The sequence below is a fragment of the Mycobacterium sp. IS-1264 genome (assembly GCF_001954195.1).
Classification (GTDB): domain Bacteria; phylum Actinomycetota; class Actinomycetes; order Mycobacteriales; family Mycobacteriaceae; genus Mycobacterium.
The window spans coordinates 33,418-55,123 of record NZ_MBES01000078.1; the positions used below are offsets into that span (position 1 = coordinate 33,418).

20 protein-coding genes are annotated in these 21,706 nt (G+C 68.1%); 10 read left to right on the forward strand and 10 right to left on the reverse strand.

Annotated features, from left to right (window positions below):
* The first annotated feature begins 53 nt into the window (after window positions 1–53).
* From cysS to A5744_RS20335, 3 genes are read left to right on the forward strand one after another with little or no spacing between them, the layout of a single operon-like run.
* Window positions 54–1,463: a cysteine--tRNA ligase gene (gene cysS, locus A5744_RS20325; RefSeq protein WP_076064133.1), complete on the forward strand. Its 1,410-nt coding sequence runs from the start codon at window positions 54–56 to the stop codon at window positions 1,461–1,463.
* Window positions 1,464–1,472: 9 nt separating this feature from the next.
* Window positions 1,473–2,399 (forward strand): 23S rRNA (guanosine(2251)-2'-O)-methyltransferase RlmB, encoded by a 927-nt coding sequence (gene rlmB / locus A5744_RS20330; protein WP_076064135.1) that lies wholly within the window; start codon window positions 1,473–1,475, stop codon window positions 2,397–2,399.
* Window positions 2,400–3,359 carry a glycerophosphodiester phosphodiesterase gene (locus tag A5744_RS20335; protein ID WP_076064136.1) on the forward strand — a complete coding sequence of 320 codons (960 nt, stop codon included), beginning with the start codon at window positions 2,400–2,402 and terminating at the stop codon, window positions 3,357–3,359.
* Between the two features lie 13 nt (window positions 3,360–3,372).
* Here the strand turns inward: A5744_RS20335 and A5744_RS20340 are convergent, their stop codons facing one another.
* Both A5744_RS20340 and A5744_RS20345 read right to left on the reverse strand, forming a co-directional pair.
* The gene (locus tag A5744_RS20340; protein ID WP_076064138.1) at window positions 3,373–4,770 is read right to left on the reverse strand and encodes an FAD-binding protein; all 1,398 of its coding nucleotides are present in this window, start codon (window positions 4,768–4,770) and stop codon (window positions 3,373–3,375) included.
* Between the two features lie 237 nt (window positions 4,771–5,007).
* A complete protein-coding gene (locus tag A5744_RS20345) occupies window positions 5,008–6,249 on the reverse strand; it encodes an SLC13 family permease (protein ID WP_076064140.1) in 1,242 nt (413 codons plus the stop codon).
* A gap of 135 nt (window positions 6,250–6,384) precedes the next feature.
* Here A5744_RS20345 and A5744_RS20350 point away from each other — a divergent pair, with 135 nt between their 5' ends.
* A complete protein-coding gene (locus tag A5744_RS20350; protein ID WP_076064141.1) occupies window positions 6,385–7,710 on the forward strand; it encodes an MFS transporter in 1,326 nt (441 codons plus the stop codon).
* On the opposite strand, the gene A5744_RS20355 is transcribed toward A5744_RS20350, so the two are convergent.
* Genes A5744_RS20355 through A5744_RS20375 form a run of 5 tightly spaced genes read right to left on the reverse strand, consistent with a single transcriptional unit; the run spans window position 7,612 to window position 11,891 of the window.
* Window positions 7,612–8,529, reverse strand: coding sequence for an MBL fold metallo-hydrolase (locus A5744_RS20355; RefSeq protein WP_076064143.1), 918 nt, complete (start codon window positions 8,527–8,529; stop codon window positions 7,612–7,614). The two genes, A5744_RS20350 and A5744_RS20355, sit on opposite strands and share 99 nt — an antisense overlap.
* Window positions 8,529–9,287, reverse strand: a complete 759-nt coding sequence (locus A5744_RS20360; protein WP_076064145.1) for a 5-oxoprolinase subunit PxpA — start codon at window positions 9,285–9,287, stop codon at window positions 8,529–8,531. Before A5744_RS20360 ends, A5744_RS20355 begins: the two co-directional genes overlap by 1 nt.
* 20 nt (window positions 9,288–9,307) lie before the next feature.
* On the reverse strand, window positions 9,308–10,168 hold the full coding sequence (locus A5744_RS20365; protein ID WP_076064147.1) for a metal ABC transporter permease: 861 nt from the start codon (window positions 10,166–10,168) through the stop codon (window positions 9,308–9,310).
* Complete coding sequence (locus tag A5744_RS20370; protein ID WP_076064148.1) at window positions 10,165–10,983, reverse strand: metal ABC transporter ATP-binding protein; 819 nt, start codon at window positions 10,981–10,983, stop codon at window positions 10,165–10,167. Before A5744_RS20370 ends, A5744_RS20365 begins: the two co-directional genes overlap by 4 nt.
* Window positions 10,980–11,891, reverse strand: coding sequence for a zinc ABC transporter substrate-binding protein (locus A5744_RS20375; protein WP_076064150.1), 912 nt, complete (start codon window positions 11,889–11,891; stop codon window positions 10,980–10,982). The genes A5744_RS20370 and A5744_RS20375 overlap by 4 nt, the downstream gene beginning before the upstream one ends.
* Window positions 11,892–12,026: 135 nt before the next feature.
* On the opposite strand from A5744_RS20375, the gene A5744_RS20380 reads away from it, so the two are divergent.
* Window positions 12,027–13,106 (forward strand): LacI family DNA-binding transcriptional regulator, encoded by a 1,080-nt coding sequence (locus tag A5744_RS20380; RefSeq protein ID WP_076064152.1) that lies wholly within the window; start codon window positions 12,027–12,029, stop codon window positions 13,104–13,106.
* On the opposite strand, the gene kstR is transcribed toward A5744_RS20380, so the two are convergent.
* Window positions 13,103–13,702 carry a cholesterol catabolism transcriptional regulator KstR gene (kstR, locus tag A5744_RS20385; protein ID WP_170874547.1) on the reverse strand — a complete coding sequence of 200 codons (600 nt, stop codon included), beginning with the start codon at window positions 13,700–13,702 and terminating at the stop codon, window positions 13,103–13,105. The two genes, A5744_RS20380 and kstR, sit on opposite strands and share 4 nt — an antisense overlap.
* Window positions 13,703–13,975: 273 nt before the next feature.
* Here kstR and A5744_RS20390 point away from each other — a divergent pair, with 273 nt between their 5' ends.
* On the forward strand, window positions 13,976–16,093 hold the full coding sequence (locus A5744_RS20390) for an acyl-CoA dehydrogenase (protein ID WP_076064155.1): 2,118 nt from the start codon (window positions 13,976–13,978) through the stop codon (window positions 16,091–16,093).
* An 80-nt stretch (window positions 16,094–16,173) separates the two neighbouring features.
* On the opposite strand, the gene A5744_RS20395 is transcribed toward A5744_RS20390, so the two are convergent.
* The gene (locus tag A5744_RS20395; protein WP_076064157.1) at window positions 16,174–16,710 is read right to left on the reverse strand and encodes a hypothetical protein; all 537 of its coding nucleotides are present in this window, start codon (window positions 16,708–16,710) and stop codon (window positions 16,174–16,176) included.
* A 30-nt stretch (window positions 16,711–16,740) separates the two neighbouring features.
* The gene (locus tag A5744_RS20400; protein WP_076064159.1) at window positions 16,741–17,823 is read right to left on the reverse strand and encodes a ferredoxin--NADP reductase; all 1,083 of its coding nucleotides are present in this window, start codon (window positions 17,821–17,823) and stop codon (window positions 16,741–16,743) included.
* Between the two features lie 147 nt (window positions 17,824–17,970).
* Between A5744_RS20400 and hsaA the strand changes: the two genes are divergently transcribed.
* The 4 genes from hsaA (at window position 17,971) to hsaB (ending at window position 21,576) form a co-directional block, all read left to right on the forward strand.
* Window positions 17,971–19,155 carry a 3-hydroxy-9,10-secoandrosta-1,3,5(10)-triene-9,17-dione monooxygenase oxygenase subunit gene (gene hsaA / locus A5744_RS20405; protein WP_076064160.1) on the forward strand — a complete coding sequence of 395 codons (1,185 nt, stop codon included), beginning with the start codon at window positions 17,971–17,973 and terminating at the stop codon, window positions 19,153–19,155.
* 80 nt (window positions 19,156–19,235) lie between these two features.
* Complete coding sequence (gene hsaD / locus A5744_RS20410; RefSeq protein WP_076064162.1) at window positions 19,236–20,108, forward strand: 4,5:9,10-diseco-3-hydroxy-5,9,17-trioxoandrosta-1(10),2-diene-4-oate hydrolase; 873 nt, start codon at window positions 19,236–19,238, stop codon at window positions 20,106–20,108.
* Window positions 20,108–21,010, forward strand: coding sequence for an iron-dependent extradiol dioxygenase HsaC (hsaC, locus tag A5744_RS20415; protein ID WP_076064164.1), 903 nt, complete (start codon window positions 20,108–20,110; stop codon window positions 21,008–21,010). Before hsaD ends, hsaC begins: the two co-directional genes overlap by 1 nt.
* A gap of 2 nt (window positions 21,011–21,012) precedes the next feature.
* Window positions 21,013–21,576, forward strand: coding sequence for a 3-hydroxy-9,10-secoandrosta-1,3,5(10)-triene-9,17-dione monooxygenase reductase subunit (gene hsaB / locus A5744_RS20420; RefSeq protein ID WP_076064165.1), 564 nt, complete (start codon window positions 21,013–21,015; stop codon window positions 21,574–21,576).
* The last annotated feature ends 130 nt before the right edge of the window (window positions 21,577–21,706 follow it).

Below are 21,706 nucleotides of genomic sequence, written 5' to 3' on the forward strand. Positions count from 1 at the left end.
GGCCCTGCCCTGAGGGCCGGGCAAATCGGAACCAGCAGGTAAGCTGGCACGTCGTGACCGATCACGCCCGCATGCGGCTACACGACACGGCCGCCGGTGCCGTTCGTGATTTCATTCCGCTGCGCGAGGGCCACGTCTCCATCTACCTGTGTGGCGCGACGGTGCAGGGCCTGCCACATATCGGCCACGTCCGCAGCGGGGTGGCCTTCGACATCTTGCGGCGCTGGTTGATCGCGCGCGGCTACGACGTCGCATTCATCCGCAACGTGACCGATATCGACGACAAGATTCTCAACAAGGCCGCCGCGGCATGCCGGCCGTGGTGGGAGTGGGCGGCCACGTACGAACGCGCTTTCAGCGCGGCCTACGACGCCCTGGATGTCTTGCCGCCGTCCGCGGAGCCGCGGGCGACCGGGCACATCACGCAGATGGTCGAGTTAATCGAGCGGCTGATCGAAAAGGGCCACGCGTACACCGGCGACGGCGACGTCTACTTCGACGTGCTCAGCTACCCGGAATACGGCCAGCTCTCCGGGCACAAGATCGACGACGTCCACCAGGGCGAGGGCGTGGCCAGCGGCAAGCGAGACCAGCGTGACTTCACGCTGTGGAAGGGCGCCAAGCCCGGCGAGCCGTCATGGCCGACACCGTGGGGGCGCGGACGGCCCGGCTGGCACACCGAATGCGTGGCGATGGCGCGCGAGTACCTGGGCCCGGAATTTGACATTCATTGCGGTGGAATGGATTTGGTCTTCCCGCACCATGAGAACGAAATCGCGCAGAGCCGTGCCGCCGGGGATGGGTTCGCCCGCTACTGGCTGCACAACGGCTGGGTGACGATGGGCGGGGAGAAGATGAGCAAGTCGCTGGGCAACGTGCTGGCCATCCCGGCGATGTTGCAGCGGGTGCGGCCCGCCGAACTGCGTTACTACCTGGGCAGCGCTCATTACCGGTCGATGCTGGAATTCTCCGAGGCCGCCCTACAGGACGCCGTGAAAGCCTATGTCGGCGTTGAGGATTTCCTGCACCGGGTCCGCAACAGGGTCGGTGCGGTCGTGCCCGGCGACTGGACACCGCGCTTCGCCGAAGCGCTCGACGACGATCTCGCCGTCCCGATCGCGCTGGCCGAGGTGCATCACGCCCGCGCGGAGGGCAACCGGGCGCTCGACGCGGGCGATCACGAAGGCGCGTTGACGTACGCCGGGTCTATCCGCGCCATGATGGGCATCCTGGGCTGCGATCCACTCGACGAACGCTGGGAATCTCGCGACGAAACGTCCGCCGCGCTCGCGGCCGTCGGCGTGCTGGTGGAGGCCGAGCTGGAAAGCCGGCAGAAGGCCCGCGAAGAGCGCAATTGGGCTCTCGCCGACCAGATTCGGGATCGACTCAAGCAGGCCGGCATCGAGGTCACCGATACCGCCGACGGGCCGCAGTGGGAGCTGCTGGCCGGTCAAGACAAGTAGGGCCGGTAGATGGCCGGTAACTCGCGGCGCCGCGGAGCGATACGCAAACCCGGCACCAAGAAGGGCCCCACCGTGGGCTCGGGCGGACAGCGCCGCCGTGGGCTGGAGGGGCGCGGTCCCACGCCGCCCGCACATCTGCGTCCGAACCATCCCGCCGCCAAACGCGCCCAGCAGCCGCGACGGCCGGCCAAACGCAGCGACGAAACCGAAACCGTGCTAGGCCGCAACCCGGTGCTGGAATGCCTGCGCGCGGGCGTGCCGGCGACCGCGCTCTACGTCGCGCTCGGCACCGAAGCCGACGAGCGTCTCACCGAATCCGTCTCTCGCGCAGCCGATTTGGGCATCGCGATCCTCGAGGTACCGCGCACGGACCTGGACCGGATGACCAGCAACCACCTGCACCAGGGCATCGCGTTGCAGGTGCCGCCGTACAACTATGCCCACCCTGACGACCTGCTCGGGGTCGCCGCCAAATCGCCGCCGGCGCTGCTGGTCGCGCTGGACAACATCTCCGATCCCCGCAATCTCGGCGCCATCGTCCGTTCGGTCGCCGCGTTCGGTGGTCACGGCGTGCTGATCCCGCAGCGACGTTCGGCCTCGGTGACAGCGGTGGCGTGGCGCACCAGCGCGGGGGCGGCGGCGCGTATTCCGGTGGCGCGAGCCACCAATCTAACCAGGGCACTTCAGAATTGGGCCGATGCCGGCCTGCGGGTGATCGGATTGGACGCCGACGGTGACACCGCGCTCGACGACCTGGACGGCACCGACCCGACGGTGGTGGTCGTCGGCTCCGAGGGCAAGGGTCTGTCGCGGCTGGTGCGTCAGAACTGCGACGAGGTCGTGTCCATCCCGATGGCCGGTCAGACCGAATCGCTGAACGCGTCGGTGGCCGCCGGTGTGGTGCTCGCCGAAATTGCCCGTCAGCGAAGGCGTTAGTTGACCGGCCGCCTCGTCGCCACACTGTTGGCGCTGGCGGTGCTTCTCGCGTCGCCGGCGTCCGCGCAATCGCCCGTCTTCGACCTGCAGGCCCATCGCGGCGGGCGCGGCGAGACGACCGAGGAGTCACTGCGGGCATTCGCCAAATCGCTCGAATTGGGAGTCAGCACACTCGAACTCGATGTCGGCATCACCAGGGACGGGCAGCCCCTGGTATGGCACGACCCGACGATTCAGCCCGAGAAGTGCTCCGACACCGCGCCCGTCGTCGCCGGCGACCCCGAGTACCCCTACGTCGGCAAGCTCGTGCACGAGCTGACCCTGGCGCAGATTCGCACGCTGGACTGCGGCCGCCGGCTTGAGGAGTTCCCGCGGGCGGAAGTGGTGCGGGGCAACAAGATCGCGAGCCTGCGGGAAGTGTTCGCGCTGGCCGATTCGTATCGCGCCGACGTCCGCTACAACATCGAGACCAAGGTGGAAGCCGATGACCCGAGCAGATCGGCAGACCCGCAGGAATTCGTCGACGTGATCCTGGCCGCGGTGAGATCAGCGGGCAAGGTCGACCGCGTGGAGGTCGAAAGCTTCGACTGGCGCACGCTGCCCATGGTGCACCGGGCCGAGCCGTCGATTCCATTGGTCGCCTTGTACGACGAGGAGACCTGGGCGCCGGGCTCTGCCTGGGTCGCGGGCGAAAATGTCGCCACGATCGGGGACCCGATGATCGGGGCGTTGCTGGTTGGCGCCAACATCCTCTCACCGGACTACCAACAGGTCACCGGCAAACCCTACGTCGATCGCGCGCATGCGTTGGGGCTCAAGGTGATTCCCTGGACCGTCAATGACACCGACGCCATGCGTTCGCAAATCGCGGACGGCGTCGACGGCCTCATCACCGACTACCCGACGCTGCTGCGCGGCGTGCTGGCCGAACTCGCGATGCCGCTGCCGCCAAAGGTCTAGGCCTCGACCTCGACTAGCCAGCCACGCTGTCGGCCAGAACACCGACGTCGTCGAGATCGTGTCGGCGTCTGCGTTGGTTGGCGCGGGCTGCGCGCCAAATCATGCCCGGGCGCAGCAGCCGGGTCGCGGGATCGACGAGTGCTGTCACCCTGAAGAACTGATTGAATGCGGTGGTATCGTATTCGGCCGCGGCGAGCACGCGATCGACGTATACGTTGAGCAGCCGGGTGGCCAGCGGTGGTGTGCCGTCGATTTCGGGCAGGGACAGGTCGGGATTGGCCGAGAGCTCCCAAGCTTGGCGGATCGGCACCATCGCGTCTCGGAAAAACCTCCGCGCCAAATCCCTTGTGCCGCTGGACAAGCATTCGCGCAGCGCCACCGCCTCCAATGCGGCCACCGTCATGCCCTGGCCGTAGATCGGGTTGAAGCTGCAGATCGCATCGCCGATAACCAGCAAGCCCTCGGGAAATCGTCGCATCTTGTCGTAGCGGCGCCACTGACTGGATGGCTGACGGTGCCGCGCGGGCTCTCCGACAGGTTCGGCGGCTCGCACTGCGGCGAGCATGTGGGCCGGTGCGTAATCCTCGACGAACTCGCACATCGCCGCGATGTCGGCGGGTGGCTCGTGTCCTGCCATTCCGAACACGGTGAACATCCAGGTGTCGTTCTCGCAGTGCAGAATTCCCAGCCCGTGCGGGCGACCCGGCACGACACCGACGAGGAAACCGCGTTCGTGCAGCGCGTCCGGCGCCATGCGCAGCAGCTGGCTCACATAGGTCAGCTGCACCGAGACATGATCCTCGCGCGGGCGGTCGTAGCCCATCCGGTTCAGCCACAGCGGGGTGCGGGCTGCGCGCCCTGTGGCATCGACCACCAGATCGGCCCTCAGCGGGGCGACTTCGCGGGTGCGACGATTGACCACCTGCGCTCCCGTGACGCGGTGGTGGTCGGGGGTCGATGTCAACTGCACGATGTCGTGCTCGTCGAGCAGGGTGACGTTGGGGACGCCGCGTAGCCGTCCGCGGACGTGTTCCTCGATGAACGGGCGGGTCGCGAGATAAGCGGTAACCGAGGTGGCGCTGCCGGTGCGCGCCATCAGGTGGCCGCCCAATTCGTAGTGCAGCCGCGACAGGTCCCGGCCGTCGATGTAGTGCGCACCGTCAAGGACCAGCTGATCGAGGATGCCGGGGAACAGTTCCTCGAGCACCTGGGCGCCGCGGGGCAGCAGGCCATGGAGGTGCCGGCCCTGCGGCACGCCTCGACGAGCCTCCGGGTTGGCGGGAAGGGCGCCGGGCAGCGGGTCGCGCTCGACCACCGTGACTGCTTCGTAGAACTCGCTCAGCGACCGCGCGGCCAGCAGGCCGGCCATGCTCGCTCCCAACACCACCGCTTTATTGCCGATCTTGGCCATGGTCTCCGCCTTTGCTCAGCGCCTATCTGACGAAAGCCATGCTCACGGCCCGCGGGTAGGGGCCGGTAGCGTAGTCGACTACTTCACTAATGCGTGTCACGCGAAAACGCGGGAAAATCGCCGTGCGTGGGAATCGCTGCGGGAACTCGTGCCTACCGGCAATCGTCTGCCCGCGCTGCGGCGTGCTCGCAGACGAGATTGGCGCCTGAAGCTCTTGGCCGGGGCCTACCGCCGACCCTACAGCCCCAGCAGCCGCGCCGACCCCCACAGCGCCACCACGCCCACCGCCAGCGCCGGGGGCACGGTGCACAATCCCAGGCGGGTGTACTCGCCGACGCCGGCGTCCGTATCGTGCTGTCGTAACACGCGCCGCCACAACAGGTTTGACAGCGAGCCGACATAGGTCAGGTTCGGCCCGATGTTGACTCCGATCAGCACCGCCAGGATGACAACCGGGCCGCCAGGCGCGACGAGCGGCAGCAGCACCAGCGTCGCCGGCAGATTGTTGACGACGTTGGCCAGCACGGCGGCCACCGTGGCGACGGCGAGCAGCGCGGGCAGTCCCGAGCCCGACGGCAGCACTGTGGACATCGCCCTGTCCATCCCATGGACCATCACCGCCTGCACAACGACACCCAGCGCCAACACGAACACCAGGAACGACGGTTGCGCCGAACGCGCGATCTCGACCACTGAGGTGTGCCCGCGGCTCAGGCTACGTACCGCCAGCACCGAAGCGCCGACCAGCGCGACCCACGCCGGGGCCACCCCCACGGATTGGCCGAGGGCGAACCCGGCGAGCGTGAGCCCGACGACCACCAAGACGAAGACGGGCGGCCGCGGTGCCGGCCCGGTGTGTTCCGGGTCGGGCTGGACGCGTAGGTCCCCGGCGAAAAACAGGCGGAACGCCACGTAGACGACGGCCACGGCGGCCACCCACGGCAACGCCATCGCCAGGGTGAACTTGGTGAACGAGAGGTTGGCGGTGTGAAAGGCCAGCAGGTTGGTCAGGTTCGACACCGGCAGCAGCAGCGAGGCGCCGTTGGCAAGGTGGGCGGTCGCGTACGCGTAGGGCCGCACCGGGGTCCGCAGCCGCCGGACGGCGGCCAGCACCACCGGGGTCAGCAACACCACCGCGGCGTCCAGGCTCAGCACCGCGGTGATCGCGGCCGCAATGCCGAACACCCGCAGCAGCAAGCCGGCCGACCCGACGCGCCCCTGGGCGATCGCCGCGCCCGCGGCCTCGAACAGACCTTCGTCGTCGCACAGCTTGGCCAGCACGAGCACCGCGCCCAGGAACGCGACCACGCCCGACAGCCCGGCGATCTCGTCGGCCGCCTGATGCACCGATATCGCGCCGACCGCGATCAGGATTGCCGCCGCCGGAACCGCCGCGGCCGCCTCGGGCCATCCCCGGGGCCGGACAACCGCAAAGCCGAGAACCACGGCGAGGAGCAGCAGGCCGAGGGTCAAGGCCATGCGGCGGGGCTCCTAACGCTGAATGCGGTGACGCCGCATGGTACCTGTCGGCGGCGCAATCCCGCGCGCGCTGAACGGCGGCGGGATCGGTTACTCTACGTCGATCCTTCTGACCGTCCCGGGAGAGCGGAATCGATGACGGAGCCGAACACCGTTGCGGCGCTTCCGCGCCGGACGGTGCACGCGCTGGATCTACTGTCCTTTTCGCTGGCCGACGTTCGCGATGGTTTGGGCCCGTATCTGTCCGTATACCTCCTGCTGACCCATCATTGGGATCAGGCTTCCATCGGATTCGTCATGGCGGTCGGCGGTATCGCCGGCGTGGTGGCGCAGACGCCGGTCGGCGCGTTGGTCGACAAGACGACCGCGAAGCGAGGCCTCGTCATCGGCGGCGCGGTGGGGGTCGCCGCGGCCGCGTTGGCCATGCCGCTGCTGCCTGGCTTCTACACGATCTCGTTCCTGCAAGCGGTTACCGGGATCGCCGGGTCCATTTTCAATCCGGCGTTGGCCGCGATAACGCTGGGCATCGTCGGCCCGAAATTGTTCTCCAGACGGGTCGGACGCAACGAATCGTTCCGGCATGCCGGCACCGCGTCGGCCGCCGCGGCCGCGGGCGGGCTCGCGTACTTCGTCGGTCCCGTGGTGGTGTTTTGGCTGCTGGCGGCGATGGCGGCGATCAGCGTTGTTGCGACGCTGCGTGTCCCGCGCGACGCCATCGACAACGACGTCGCGCGCGGTATGGACAAGGCAACCGGAAAGCGGCACGGGGAGCCGTCGGGATTCGCGGTGCTGCTGCGCAACCGGCAATTGATGATCTTCGCCGCGGTGGTCTTCGCCTTCCACCTCGCCAATGCGGCGATGCTGCCGCTGGTCGGCCAGGAGCTGGCCCTGCACAACAAAGAGGTCGGGACGGCGCTGATGTCGGCGTGCATCGTCGCCGCGCAGGTCGTCATGGTTCCGGTGGCCTACCTCGTCGGCACTAAAGCCGATGTCTGGGGCCGAAAGCCGATCTTCCTGGTCGGTTTCGCCGTGTTGACCGTTCGCGCGTTCCTGTACCCGCTGTCGGACAACTCGTACTGGCTTGTCGGTGTGCAGTTGCTCGACGGTGTCGGCGCTGGCATATTCGGGGCGCTGTTTCCGATCGTCGTCCAGGATGTCACGCACGGCACGGGCCGGTTCAACGTCAGTCTCGGGGCGATAACCACCGCGTGGGGAGTGGGCGCGGCGCTGTCGAATTTCGTCGCCGGCGGGATCGTGGTCGCCGCCGGGTACGGCACCGCGTTCATGTCACTGGGCGCCATCGCCGCGGCGGGATTCGCCCTCTATCTGATCGCGATGCCCGAGACGCTGGCCGGATCCGCTTCACGCCCAGGGGTTTTCGCGACGCCACACCGTGGGCATGTGCAGGGCGACGCCGTCGCGTCCGGCCAGCTCGTCGAGGACGGCGATGGACGCGTCTAAGTCGTCGCCCGCATAGGGCAAGGCCCGCAGCGGTTTCGACAACGGGCGGAAGAAATCGTCCCAGTGGATCAGGATCACCCGTCGCGCGCCGACCGCGCGCACGGTCTCATTCCAGTAGGCATCCAGGTACGAGCGCGGCTGCACGCCCAGCTGCCCGACGCTGAGGTAGACCGCGTCGGCGCGGTGCCCCGCCAGCGCGCCCTCGACGTAGCCGGCGCTGCCCTGGATCATTAGCCGCTGCCCGGACGGCAGGTGGTGGACCAGCGTCGACCACGCCTCACCGCACCGGTAGGCCGACACCTTCACCGGCGGCGTCAGCGGTGCGTCGATCGTTCCGGGAAAGCGGTCGGGTGGACAGTGGTGCGACTCCACCAGCGTTACTTCGTAGGCGCCCAACCGAATTGGCTCACCGGAGGCGGCGACGACGAGGCGGTCTTCCGGCAGGCCGTATCCGCGCCCGACGTTGGCCGCCGACTCGCCCCCGACCAGCTGCGCGCCGGTGCGGTCGGCGACCAGCGCGGAATCCATCACGTGGTCGATGTGCGTGTGCACCGGGATGACGGCCACCAGCCGCGACACCTTCGCCCGGGCCAGGCAGCCGTCCACCCGCGCCGATGACGGCGAGAGCTTGCCGGCCGCGACCCGCGCCAGGCTTGGCCGGGAGAAGTAGCCGTCGGTCATCAGCGCGCACGACCCGTCGTCGAGCAGCAGTGTCGCCACACCCATCCAGGTCACCGAAAGCGAATCGGCTTCGGCCGCGGGCACGTCGAACCGATCCGAATACCGCGCGATATCGGGACGACCGAGCCGCAGGCGCATCAGGCGAACGACCTGAGGTCGACGCCGGCCGCGGTGAGTCGCTCGCGTACCGCGGCCGCGATCGCCACCGCGCCCGGCGAATCACCATGCACGCAAACGGATTCCACGCTGATCGGAATCTGGGCGCCGTCGATCGCGGTGACCTGTCCCGAGGTCACCATTGTCACCACCCGCTCGGCGATTGCCGCCGGGTCGTGCAGCACCGCGCCCGGTTCGCGACGGGAGACCAGCTGGCCGTCCGGCCGGTAGGCGCGATCGGCGAACGCCTCAGCCACCGTGCGCAACCCGGCGCGGGCGGCTTCGTCGAAAAACGCCGAGCCCGCCATGCCCAGCACCGGCAGCTCGGCGTTCACCACGCGTACCGCTTCCGCGACGGCGGCGGCCTGCTCACGGTTGGTCACGATCGTGTTGTACAGCGCGCCATGGGGTTTCACGTAGGACACCGTCGAGTCGGACGCCTGCGCGATAGCCTGCAACGCGCCGATCTGATAGACGACGTCGGCGACGAGATCGTCGGCCGCGACGTCGATGAACCGCCGGCCGAACCCGGCCAGGTCCCGGTAGCTGACCTGCGCGCCGATGCGCACGCCGCGCTCGGCGGCCGAGCGGCACACCCGCAGCAGGCCGGCGGGGTCCCCGGCATGGAATCCGCACGCCACGTTGGCGCTCGTGACGATGCCGAGCATGGCGTCGTCGTCCCCGAGGCTCCAGACGCCGAAGCCCTCGCCCAAATCGGAGTTCAGGTCGATACCGGCCATCCGCCTAGCTTATTGGGGCGCTAATCGGACGGCTGGTGTCGCCGCCCCAGAACCCAGCAGAACACGTAGATCACGAACGAGATGCTGGCGACGAAAACCGACACCGGGACACCGGGCGCCAGCGAGAGCACGATGCCCCCGACCGCGGACACCTCGGCGAAGACCACCGATGCGACCATCGCCGCCGCCGGCGAGACGACCACCCGGGCCGCCGCGGCCGCCGGCGTGATCAGCAGCGACATCACCAGCAGCGCCCCGACGATCTGGACGGCCTGGGCGGCCACCACGCCGACCAGCGCGGCGAACACGATGCCCAGCGCGCGAACGGGCACGCCGCGCGCGGCCGCGACGTCGGGATCGACGGTGGCGAACAGCAGCGGGCGGTAGCACGTCGCCAGCGCGGCGATGACCAGCAGGCATACCAGCGCGAGCATGGCCAGCCCGGTGTAGCCCACCCCGACGATCTGGCCGGTCAGCAGCGCAAAGCTCGTCGCCGTGCGCCCCGGATACAGCTGGATGAAAAGCACGGCCAGGCCCAACCCGAACGCCAGCACCACCCCGATCGCCGAGTCGCGCTCCCGGGTCCGCTGGCCGAACAGGCCGAACAGCACGGCGGCCAGGGCGCTGCCGATCAGCGCGCCCAAGCCCACCTCGAAGCCGACCAGCAGCGCGAATGCCGCTCCGGTGAGCGACAATTCGCTGGATCCGTGCACGGCGAACGACATCTGGCGCATCACGATGAACGGCCCGATCAGCCCGGCCACCAACCCCAGCAGCGCGGCCGCGAGCAGAGCCTGCTGGACGAAGTCATGGGCGAGCAGGTTGGCGGTCACGTCGAAGGCGAACAGGTGGTCCAGCATGTCGGCGAGCCGGTGGTTCATCCAGTGCACCCCTCATCCGGCTCGCCCACCACCGCATAGCCGTCCTTGACCTTGACCACCTCGATGTCGGCGCGGTAGAGGTCCGACAGCGTCTCGGTGGTCATCACCTGCTCGACGGTGCCGATCCTGAATCGGCCGTCGACCAGATACAGCACCCGGTCGACGTAGGGCAGGAAAGGGTTGATCTCGTGGGTGACGACGATGACCGTGGTGCCGGCGTCGCGCCGGCGCCGATCGATCAGTGCCGACACCAATTTCGTGTTGGCGGGGTCGAGGGTCAGCAACGGTTCGTCGCACAGCAGCAGCGTCGGGTCGCTGACGAGCGCCTGCGCGATCCGCACGCGCTGCAACTCGCCGCCCGACATCACCCCGACCGGGACGTCGGCCAGGTGTTCGCCGTTGACCTGTCGCAGCGCCTGCCACATGGCCGCGCGCCGTCGGGCCCGGTCGGCGGATCGCAGCGGCGTGCCGCCCCAGCGGCGTCCGTCGATGCCGAGCCGGACCAGGTCGCGCCCACGCAGCATTACGCCCCGGTCGATCGGGCGGTGTTGCGGCACATAGCCAATGTCGCCGCTACCCGCCGTGATCGGCTTGCCGTCCACCATTGCGGCGCCGGCGCTCAGCGGCAGTTGTCCGAGCAGGACCTTGAGTAACGACGTCTTGCCGCTGCCGTTGGGACCCAGCACGGCGATGAACTCGCCGGGCGAGACCGACAGGTCGAGGTGATCCCAGAGCACGCGATCACCGAACGCCAGCCGGGCGCCTGTCAGAGAAACGGCGGGACGGTCGACGGGCTGGACCGGTTGGACGCTCACCGGCCCGACCGCAGCGCGGCGAGCAACTGGTCGACGGTGTTGCGCTGCCAGGTCAGGTAGTCGGTGCCGTCGGGCAGCGTCTCCGTCACTTCGGTCACCGGCACACCCGCGCGGCGGGCCGCGGCTGCCACGCCGTTGATAGCCGAGGTGGACGTCTGCCGGTTGACCAGCAGCGCCGAGACTCGCCGGTGGTTGATCAGATCGAGGACCGATGCCATGTCAGCCGGCGCTGGGTCGGTCTCGTTCTCGTTGGCGGCGGAAAAGGCGGCGGGGGTGCGATCGGTCAGGCCGGAGGCCTCCAGCAGGTAGTCCGCCACGGGCTCGGTCGCGATGACTCCGGCGTGTGGGTACGCGCTGGCGATGGCGTGTTCGGAGCGGGTGATCGAGTCGGCGCCGCGGCAGAATTCGGCCGCGTTGGCCCGATAGTCGGCGGCATTCGCCGGATCGATGGCCGCCATCCGGTCGGCGATGGCGGAGGCAACCGATTTGGCGACGCTCAGGTCGTAGAAGACGTGCTCGTTGGGCGGATCGCCGGGGTTCGCGCGACCGACAAACGAGTAGGCGTCAACGGGTTTGACGGACCGATGCCCGGCCAGCACCTGGTCCACCCACGGGTCGTAGCCGCCGCCGTTGTAGACCACCAGGGCCGCGTCGATGATCGCAGCGGCGTCCGATGGCTTTGGCTGATACGAATGCGGATCCTCATCCGCGCCGCTCAGGATGGACTTGACTGCGACGTGGCTGCCGACGACGGCTCGTGCCACGCTGCCCCAGACATCGGTGGAGGCCACGACGGTGGCCGCCTGCGGGCGCGCCGAATTGGCGATCCCGCAGCCGGCGAGCGCGCTCGCGACCGCCAAGCAAGCGACAATGGCCGATAGCCGCCGCGTCGGATTTACCAGTGCCATTCGTGTCCCATGTCCGCCGATGTGAGCCCGCTGAGTCCCTCGGACAGCTTAATCCTAATGACAATCGTTTCCATTAGGAATACGGGGTCGAGGCTGCGTAGGCGCCGGCGGGGATCCGCTGTAGCGTCACCGAACGTGAGTCCCACCCCCCGCCGGCGTGCGACTCTGGCGTCGTTGGCGGCCGAACTCAACGTCTCGCGCACGACCGTCTCGAATGCCTTCAACCGCCCGGATCAGCTCTCCGCCGACCTTCGCGAACGGGTGCTGGCGACGGCCAAGCGGCTCGGTTACGCCGGACCCGACCCGGTGGCGCGATCGTTGCGGACGCGCAAAGCGGGGGCCGTTGGTCTGGTGATGGCCGAACCGCTGACCTATTTCTTCAGCGATCCCGCGGCGCGGGATTTCGTTGCGGGAGTGGCACAGTCATGCGAGCAGCTGGGGCAGGGGCTGCTGCTGGTAGCCGTAGCCGGCAGCCGAACACTCGAGGATGGGACGGCCGCCGTGCTGGGTGCCGGGGTGGACGGCTTCGTCGTCTATTCCGTCTGCGACGACGATCCCTATCTCCAGGTGGTGCTGCAACGTCGGCTTCCCGTCGTGGTGGTGGATCAGCCCAAAGGCCTGTCCGGGGTGTCCCGCGTCGGCATCGACGACCGAGCGGCGATGCGTGAGCTCACCGACTATGTGCTGGGGTTGGGACATCGTGAAATCGGGCTGCTGACCATGCGATTGGGCCGGGACCGTCGGCAAGGACTCGTCGACGCCGAGCGGCTGCGGTCACCGGCATTCGACGTGCAGCGCGAGCGCATCATCGGCGTGTGGGAGGCGATGAAAGCCGCGGGGCTGGACCCGGATTCGCTGACCGTGGTGGAAAGCTACGAACACCTCCCGGCGTCGGGCGGCGACGCGGCCAAGGCGGCGCTTCAGGCCAATCCGCGGATCACCGCGTTGATGTGCACAGCGGACATACTGGCCCTGTCGGCGATGGATTACCTTCGCGCACACGGCATTTACGTGCCCGGCCAGATGACGGTCACCGGGTTCGACGGCGTGCCCGAGGCGATCAGGCGCGGGCTGACGACGGTCGCGCAGCCGAGTTTGCAAAAGGGCCGCCGGGCGGGAGAAATGCTGCTGAACCCGCCGCGGTCGGGTCTGCCGGCCGTCGAGCTGCTGGACACCGAGCTGATTCGCGGGCGTACCGCGGGTCCGCCCGCCTAGCCGGATTCGGTGTCGCCGATGAGCAACCGCACGGCCAGGTCCAGCCGCTTGCTGACGTCGGTCGCCGAGGCGCGCCGGGTGAGCCACGCGAGCAGGTTCGACAGCCACACGTCGGAGATCACCCGGGCGATGTGGTACTGGTCCTCGGTCGGCTCGCCGTCGGCCATGGCACGCGCGAACATGGAATCGATGAGCTTCTCGACCTGGTCGACCTCGCTGGCCGCGGATGCGTCGGCGAAAACATAGGCGCGCGTCATCGCCTCAGTGAGTAGCGGATTGCGCTGCATCGCGCGGTTGAGCTTGCCCACCATGAAGTTCAGCCGCTGGAACGGCGTGCCGCCGGCGACCGCGGAGCGATCGGTTTTGGCGTCGATGCGGCTGAACTCCCGGCCCAGGGCAGACACCAGCAGATGCACCTTCGACGGGAAATAGCGGTACAGCGTCCCAACCGCTACGTCGGCCCGGTCCGCCACCGCGCGCATCTGGACCGCCTCGTAGCCACCCTTCGACGCGATGGCCATGGTGGCGTCCAGGATGCGTTTGCGGCGCTCCCGCTGTGCCTCCGAGCCCAGCTCGGATTCCGCCAATACCGCCACGTTTATGACCTCGCGCGGCTGCGATTCAGAAACGCGGCCCAGGTTCGTGTTCGCTGGCGACATCTGGCCGATTCCCCCTCTTCCGGGCGGTTCGTTCGCAAACGATACGCAAGCCGATTGTGAATTTCCCACCTCCACCCCACCGGGACAACGAGCTGTCCTGCTGCAATGGCGTTCGACTTGACGCTCGATCGCTGGCACTATTAGAACACGTTCTAGTGGGCACCGGGGCCCCATTTATTGCCTCGAATCAAGGACGCGGAGGACGCACACGTGGTAGCGACCGTCACCGACGAGCAGTTCGCGGCCCGTGAGCTGGTGCGCGATTGGGCGCGCGATTCCTCCTCGGGACCCAACGGGACCCAAGCGATCCGCGATGTCGAGCAGGGCAACGCCGACGCGTGGCGGCCGGTGTTCGCGGGCCTGGCCGAACTCGGACTGTTCGGCGTGGCGGTTGCGGAGGACTCCGGCGGGGCGGGCGGCAGCGTCGAGGACCTCTGCGCGATGGTCGAGGAAGCGGCCAAGGCGCTGGTACCCGGGCCCGTCGCCACCACCGCGCTGGCCACCCTCGTCGTCGACGATCCCGAAACGCTGGCCGCGCTGGCCTCCGGCGAACGCTTCGCCGGCGTCGCACTCGAGGGTGCCGTGCAGTTCGACGGCGCTCTTGCGTCCGGGACCGTCGACCTGGTGCTGGGCGCCGCGGACGGCGGTCTGTTGCTGCTACCCGCCGGCGAGACGTGGGTGTTGGTCGACACCCAGGGCGACGGCGTGCAGCTGGAACCCTTGCGGGCCACTGACTTTTCCCGGCCGCTGGCACAGGCGGTACTGACGTCGGCGCCGGCTACCGCGATCCAAGCGTCGCGGGAGCGGGTCGAGGAACTCGCCGCGACCGTGCTGGCCGCCGAGGCGGCGGGCGTGACCCGATGGTCCCTGGACACCGCGGTCGCATATGCCAAAGTGCGGGAGCAGTTCGGCAAGCCGATCGGCAGTTTCCAGGCCGTCAAGCACCTGTGCGCCGAGATGCTGTGCCGGGCCGAACAGGCCGAGGTGGCCGCCGCCGACGCCGCGCGGGCCGCGGCGGACTCCGACCCCGCCCAGTTCTCGATCGCCGCGGCGCTGGCCGCGAGCATCGGCATCGCCGCCGCGAAGGCCAACGTCAAGGACTGCATTCAGGTGCTCGGCGGCATCGGGTGCACCTGGGAGCACGACGCGCACCTGTACCTGCGCCGGGCGCACAGCATCGGCCGCTTCCTAGGGGGCGCCGAGCGCTGGCTGCGTCGCATCACCGCGCTGACGCAATCGGGCGTGCGGCGCCGGCTGGGTATCGACCTCACCGAGGTGGAGGGCCTGCGGCCGGAGATCGCCGCGGCCGTCGCCGAGGTCGCCGCGCTGCCGGAGGAGAAACGGCAGGCGGCGCTGGCCGACGCCCGGCTGCAGGCGCCGCATTGGCCGCCGCCGTACGGGCGCGCGGCGTCACCGGCCGAGCAGCTGCTGATCGACCAGGAGATGGCGGCCGCCGGCGTGGTGCGGCCCGACCTGGTGATCGGGTGGTGGGCGGCGCCGACCATCCTCGAGCACGGCACGCCCGAGCAGATCGAACGCTTCGTGCCGGCCACCCTGCGCGGCGAATTCCTTTGGTGCCAACTGTTTTCCGAGCCGGGAGCGGGCTCCGACCTGGCGTCCCTTCGCACCAAGGCGGTCCGCGGCGACGGGGGCTGGCTGTTGACGGGGCAGAAGGTCTGGACGTCCGCGGCGCACAAGGCGCGCTGGGGTGTGTGCCTGGCGCGCACCGATCCGGACGCGCCCAAACATAAGGGCATCACCTACTTCCTGCTGGACATGAAGTCGCCGGGCATCGAAATCCGGCCATTGCGCGAGATCACCGGCGACTCGCTGTTCAACGAGGTGTTCCTGGACAACGTGTTCGTGCCCGACGAGATGGTGGTCGGCACGGTGAACGACGGCTGGCGGCTGGCCCGCACCACGCTGGCCAACGAGCGGATCGCGATGGCCACCGGCACCGCGCTGGGCAACCCGATGGAAGAGCTGCTCAAGGTGCTGGCGGGGATCGACCTCGACACGTCCCAGCAAGACCGGCTGGGGCGCTTGATCGTCACCGCCCAGACCGGAGCGCTGCTGGATCAGCGCATCGCGCAGCTCGCGGTGGGCGGGAAGGACCCGGGGGCGCAATCCAGCGTGCGCAAGCTCATCGGCGTCCGCTACCGGCAGGCGCTGGCCGAATTCACAATGGACGTCTCCGAGGGCGGCGGCCTGGTCCACAACCAAGCGGTCTTCGACTTCCTCAACACCCGCTGCCTGACTATCGCCGGGGGTACCGAGCAGATCCTGCTCACCGTGGCCGCCGAGCGCCTCCTCGGTCTGCCGCGCTAAGCGCTTTCGCCGAGCCTGTAATTTTGGCGGTCCCTACTCGCACTTTGCCTGCAGATTTACAGGCTCGGTGCCGTCAGGAGCTAAGAGAACGTCGTCACCGCGCAGGTGCTGGGCGAGGTGATGTTGACCCCGGGGTAGACCACCTGGATATGCGTGCAGGTGATGACGTTGACGTCGGTCTTGGGCTGGCCGGTCCGCCAATCGGTCGAGTCGATGCGCCCGGTCGTCTGGTATTTGTCCGGCGGTCCCTCACCGAAGTAGACGGTGGTGATCTCGTCGTTGCCCATCGCCTTGTGGACCCGTTCGTACTGGCCGCTGGCATGGGTGTCCAGGTAGGCCAACCGGTCCGTCGACCGGACCTCGGTGGTCTGGCGGGCCCACAGGCCGGGCGGGAAACCGATCACGCCGCCGTCGGGGGCGCGCACGTCGGCCCCGGCAGTGAAGTCGCAGTGACCGTCGGACTTGAAGCAATTGAGGAACATGTGCGTCTCGAGCTGGTTGGGGCCGTCCAGCGGAAACAGGGTGGTAGCGGTGTTGCTGGCCGCCGAGGACGCCGGCGCCAGCAGGAACGTCACCATCGCCCCCACCACCGCGAATCCCGTCACTAGCCGCACCATCGGCGCTCCCCTTCCCGATTCGCTACGCGACTAATCGTCGTAGGTGACTTCTACCGAATCAGATTCGGGGTGAGATTGACAGGCCAAAATCAAACCTTCGTCCAGATCCTGCTGCTCGAGCACGTCGTTGACCTCCATGTTCACCTTGCCGCTGCGCAGCGTGCAGGCGCATGCGCCGCAGTGGCCCTCCCGGCAGGAAAACGGTGCGTCCAAACCCTTCGCGAGCAAAACGTCGAGCAGCTTGGCGTTGCGCGGCCAGGACACGGTATGCGTTTCGCCGTCCAGCTCGACGACCGCGGTGGCCGGCGGCTCGTCGCCTTCGGCGGTGTCCTCGATCTTGACCGCCGCGAAGGGGTCGGAGTCCAGCGACTTGAACACCTCGATATGTACTTGCGCCGCAGGCACTTTCAGTGCCTCCAGCGCCTCACGCGAGGCGTCCATGAACGGGCCCGGCCCGCAGATGTAGACGGGCCGATCGGTGTACGGGGCCGCCAGCTTCGCCAGCGCCGTGGCGCTCGGCAACCCCTGCAGCGATTCCAGCCAATGCAGCACCGTGAGCCGGTCGGGATACTTGGCGGACAGCTCGCGCAGCGCGTCGGCGAAGATCACCGAGCGATCGTCGCGGTTGGCGTAGAGCAGCGTCACCTGCCCGCTGCCCTCGGCGAGTGCGGACTTGCAGATCGACATGATCGGGGTGATCCCGCTGCCGGCTGCCATCAGCAGGAAGTCTTCGTCCAGCGTCTTGGGCACGAAGTTGCCCGACGGCGCCAGCACGTGGATGCGCATGCCTTTGTGGGCGTGGTCGCACAGCCAGTTGGACGCGTAGCCGTCCGCGGTGCGCTTGACCGTGACGGTGAGCGCGTCGTCGGTGAACGGCGAACTGCACAGCGAGTAGCAGCGGGCCACCGATCCGGTCCGATCGCTGGGCACGCGCAATGTCAGGAACTGGCCGGGCGCGTAGCGCAGCCGCTCCGGGGGGATGGCGGGGTCGCCGGCCGCGTCCGGCACCGCGAACACCAGCGATCGCGCGTCGTCGGTTTCCGCGACGACCTCGGCGATCTGCAGTTCAAGGACGTGGTCGCCGAGTGGCTCGTCGGGAATTGCTTCCGTCAAGACCAGCCCTTCCTTCGATGACAACTAGAACATGTTACAGAAAACCCGATTGGTACCGCTACCAGCCGCAGGAATACCCTGCTCGACACAAATCGGAACGTGTTCTAGTCTTCTGTGTAAATCCGCACTCCCAGGAGGCAAACGTAGGTGACTTCCATTCAACAGCGTGATGCACAGTCGATTCTGGCTGGCATCGATGATCTGCTTCCGCAGATTCGGGAGCGCGCTCAGGCGACGGAGGACTTGCGCCGGCTGCCCGATGAGACCGTTCAGGCGCTCGAGGACGTCGGCTTTTTCACCCTGCTGCAGCCCGAGCAGTGGGGCGGTCTGCAATGCGATCCCACGCTGTTCTACGAGGCGACGCGGCGACTGGCGAGCGCGTGCGGCTCCACCGGCTGGGTGAGCTCGATCGTCGGGGTGCACAACTGGCATCTGGCGCTGTTCGACCAGCAGGCGCAGGAAGAGGTGTGGGGCGAGGACCCCAAGACGCGGATCTCGTCGTCGTATGCCCCGATGGGGGCGGGCGTGGTGACCGACGGGGGCTACATCGTCAACGGCTCGTGGAACTGGTCGTCGGGCTGTGATCACGCCAGCTGGACCTTTGTCGGCGGCCCGGTCATCAAGGACGGTCGCCCGGTGGATTTCGGCAGCTTCCTGATCCCGCGCAGTGAATACCGCATCGACGACGTGTGGCATGTGGTCGGGCTGCGCGGCACCGGCAGCAACACGCTGGTGGTCAAGGACGTCTTCGTGCCCAGGCACCGGTTCCTGTCCTACAAGGCGATGAACGACGGCACCGCCGGGGGATACCAGACCAACACCGCACCGGTCTACAAAATGCCTTGGGGCACAATGCATCCCACCACAATCTCGGCGCCGATCGTCGGCATGGCGTACGGCGCGTACGAGGCGCACGTCGAGCACCAGGGCAAGCGGGTGCGCGCGGCGTTCGCCGGCGAGAAGGCCAAGGACGACCCGTTCGCCAAGGTCCGCATCGCCGAGGCGGCCAGCGATATCGACGCCGCCTGGCGTCAGCTGTCCGGCAACGTCGCCGACGAGTACGCGCTGTTGTCCGCCGGCAAGGAGATCCCGTTCGAGCTGCGCGCCCGCGCCCGCCGCGACCAGGTGCGCGCCACCGGCCGCTCGATCGCCGCGATCGACCGGCTGTTCGAGGCGTCGGGTGCCACCGCGCTGGCCAATGACCAGCCGGTGCAACGCTTCTGGCGCGACGCGCACGCGGGCCGGGTGCACGCCGCCAACGACCCCGAGCGGGCGTACGTGATCTTCGGGAACCACGAGTTCGGGTTGCCGCCCGGCGACACGATGGTCTGATGCGCGCCGGCGACATTGAGAGAGGTAGCGATGAGGTGGGGGCACCTCCCGCTTGCGGGGGAGAGCGGCGCTTAGTGACAGTGACGGCTACCGAAGAGCTGACGTTCGAGTCCACGTCGCGCTTCGTGGAGGTCGACGTCGACGGGCCGCTGAAGCTGCACTACCACGAGGCGGGAGTCGGCAACGACCAGACCGTGGTGCTACTGCACGGCGGTGGGCCCGGGGCGGCGAGCTGGACGAACTTCTCGCGCAATATCCCGGTGCTGGCCCGGCAATTTCACGTGCTCGCCGTCGACCAGCCCGGCTACGGCCACTCCGACAAGCGCGCCGAGCATGGGCAATTCAACCGCTACGCCGCGCGGGCGCTCAAAGGCCTCTTCGAGCAGTTGGGTCTGGGACGCGTTCCGCTGGTGGGTAATTCGCTGGGCGGGGGCACCGCGGTGCGGTTCGCGCTCGACTACCCGGATCTGGCCGGACGCCTGGTTCTGATGGGTCCCGGGGGGCTCAGCGTCAACCTGTTTGCGCCGGACCCCACCGAGGGCGTCAAGCGCCTCGGCAAGTTCTCCGTCGAACCCACGAAAGAGAACCTCGAGGCGTTCCTGCGCGTGATGGTCTACGACCAGAAGCTCATCACCCCCGAGCTGGTCGACGAGCGCTTCGCCCTGGCCAGCACGCCGGAGTCGCTGACCGCGACCCGCGCGATGGGAATGTCGTTCTCCGGGGCCGACTTCGAGCTCGGCATGATGTGGCGCGAGGTGTACAAGCTGCGCCAGCCGGTGCTGCTGATCTGGGGACGCGAGGACCGGGTCAACCCGCTGGACGGCGCGCTGGTCGCGCTGAAGACCATTCCCCGTGCGCAACTGCATGTCTTCGGGCAATGTGGACATTGGGCGCAGGTGGAGAAGTTCGACGAGTTCAACAAACTCACCATCGATTTCCTGGGAGGTGCGTGATGAGCATCCGCTCGCTGGGCTATCTACGCATCGAGGCCACCGACATGGCGGCCTGGCGCGAGTACGGCCTGAAGGTCCTCGGCATGGTCGAGGGCAAGGGCGCCACCGAGGGCGCGCTCTATCTACGCATGGACGATTTCCCGGCCCGGTTGGTGATTGTTCCCGGCGAGCAGGACCGGCTCGCGGAGGCCGGATGGGAATGCGCGAATGCCGAAGGGCTGCAAGAGATCCGCAACCGGCTCGACGTGGAGGGCACCCCGTACAAGGAGGCCACCGCCGCCGATCTGGCCGAGCGGCGGGTGGACGAGATGATTCAGTTCTCCGACCCCTCCGGCAACCCGCTGGCCGTCTTCCACGGCGCCGCACTGGAACACCGCCGCGTGGTCAGCCCGTACGGCCACAAATTCGTCACCGCCGAGCAGGGCCTGGGCCACGTCGTGCTGACCACCCGCGACGACGACGAGGCGCTGCACTTCTACCGGGACGTGCTCGGGTTCAAACTTCGTGACTCGATGCGGATGCCGCCGCAGATGGTTGGGCGGCCCGCCGACGGCGCGCCGGCCTGGCTGCGCTTCTTCGGCTGCAACCCGCGCCACCACAGCCTGGCTTTCCTGCCGCTGCCGACCCCGAGCGGCATCGTGCACCTGATGGTCGAGGTCGAAAACGCCGACGACGTGGGCCTGTGCCTGGACCGGGCGCTGCGCCGCAACGTGCCGATGTCGGCCACCTTGGGCCGGCACGTCAACGACCTGATGCTGTCCTTCTACATGAAGACGCCCGGTGGGTTCGACGTCGAATTCGGTTGTGAGGGCAGGCAGGTCGAGGATCACGACTGGATCGCCCGGGAAAGCACCGCGGTGAGCCTGTGGGGCCACGACTTCACCGTGGGCATGCGCGGCTAGCCATGTCGGCGCCGATCGATCCGCGGGCCTTCCGGCAGGTGCTGGGTCAGTTCTGCACCGGGATCACCATCATCACCACCGTGCACGACGAGGCACCGATCGGCTTTGCGTGCCAGTCGTTCGCGGCGTTGTCCCTGGATCCGCCGCTGGTGCTGTTCTGCCCGACGAAGGTGTCGCGGTCCTGGAAGGCGATCGAGGCGTCGGGGCGGTTCTGCGTCAACGTGCTGACCGAAAAGCAGAAGGCCGTCTCCGCTCGATTCGGGTCGAAAGAGCCGGACAAGTTCGCCGGCATCGACTGGCACCCCTCAGAACTCGGTTCGCCGGTCATCGACGGCTCACTGGCCTACATCGACTGCACCGTCGCATCGGTGCACGACGGCGGCGATCACTTCGTGGTGTTCGGCGCGGTCCAGTCGCTGTCGGAAGCCCCGAAGATCAAGCCCCGACCCCTGCTTTTCTACCGCGGCGACTACACGGGAATCGAGCCGGACAAGACCACGCCGGCGCAATGGCGCGACGACCTGGAAGCGTTCCTCACGACCACTACCCAGGACACCTGGCTGTAACGCGCTTTACGGCGGCGTCGCGATGTCCGGCGGCCTTCGGAAGTGCATTTGGTATGCATTCACCCATTCACCCGCGATAGGCCGTTGGGAAGCGGACAATAAGGGGTGATTCCCGGTGGCCCGCTGAGGG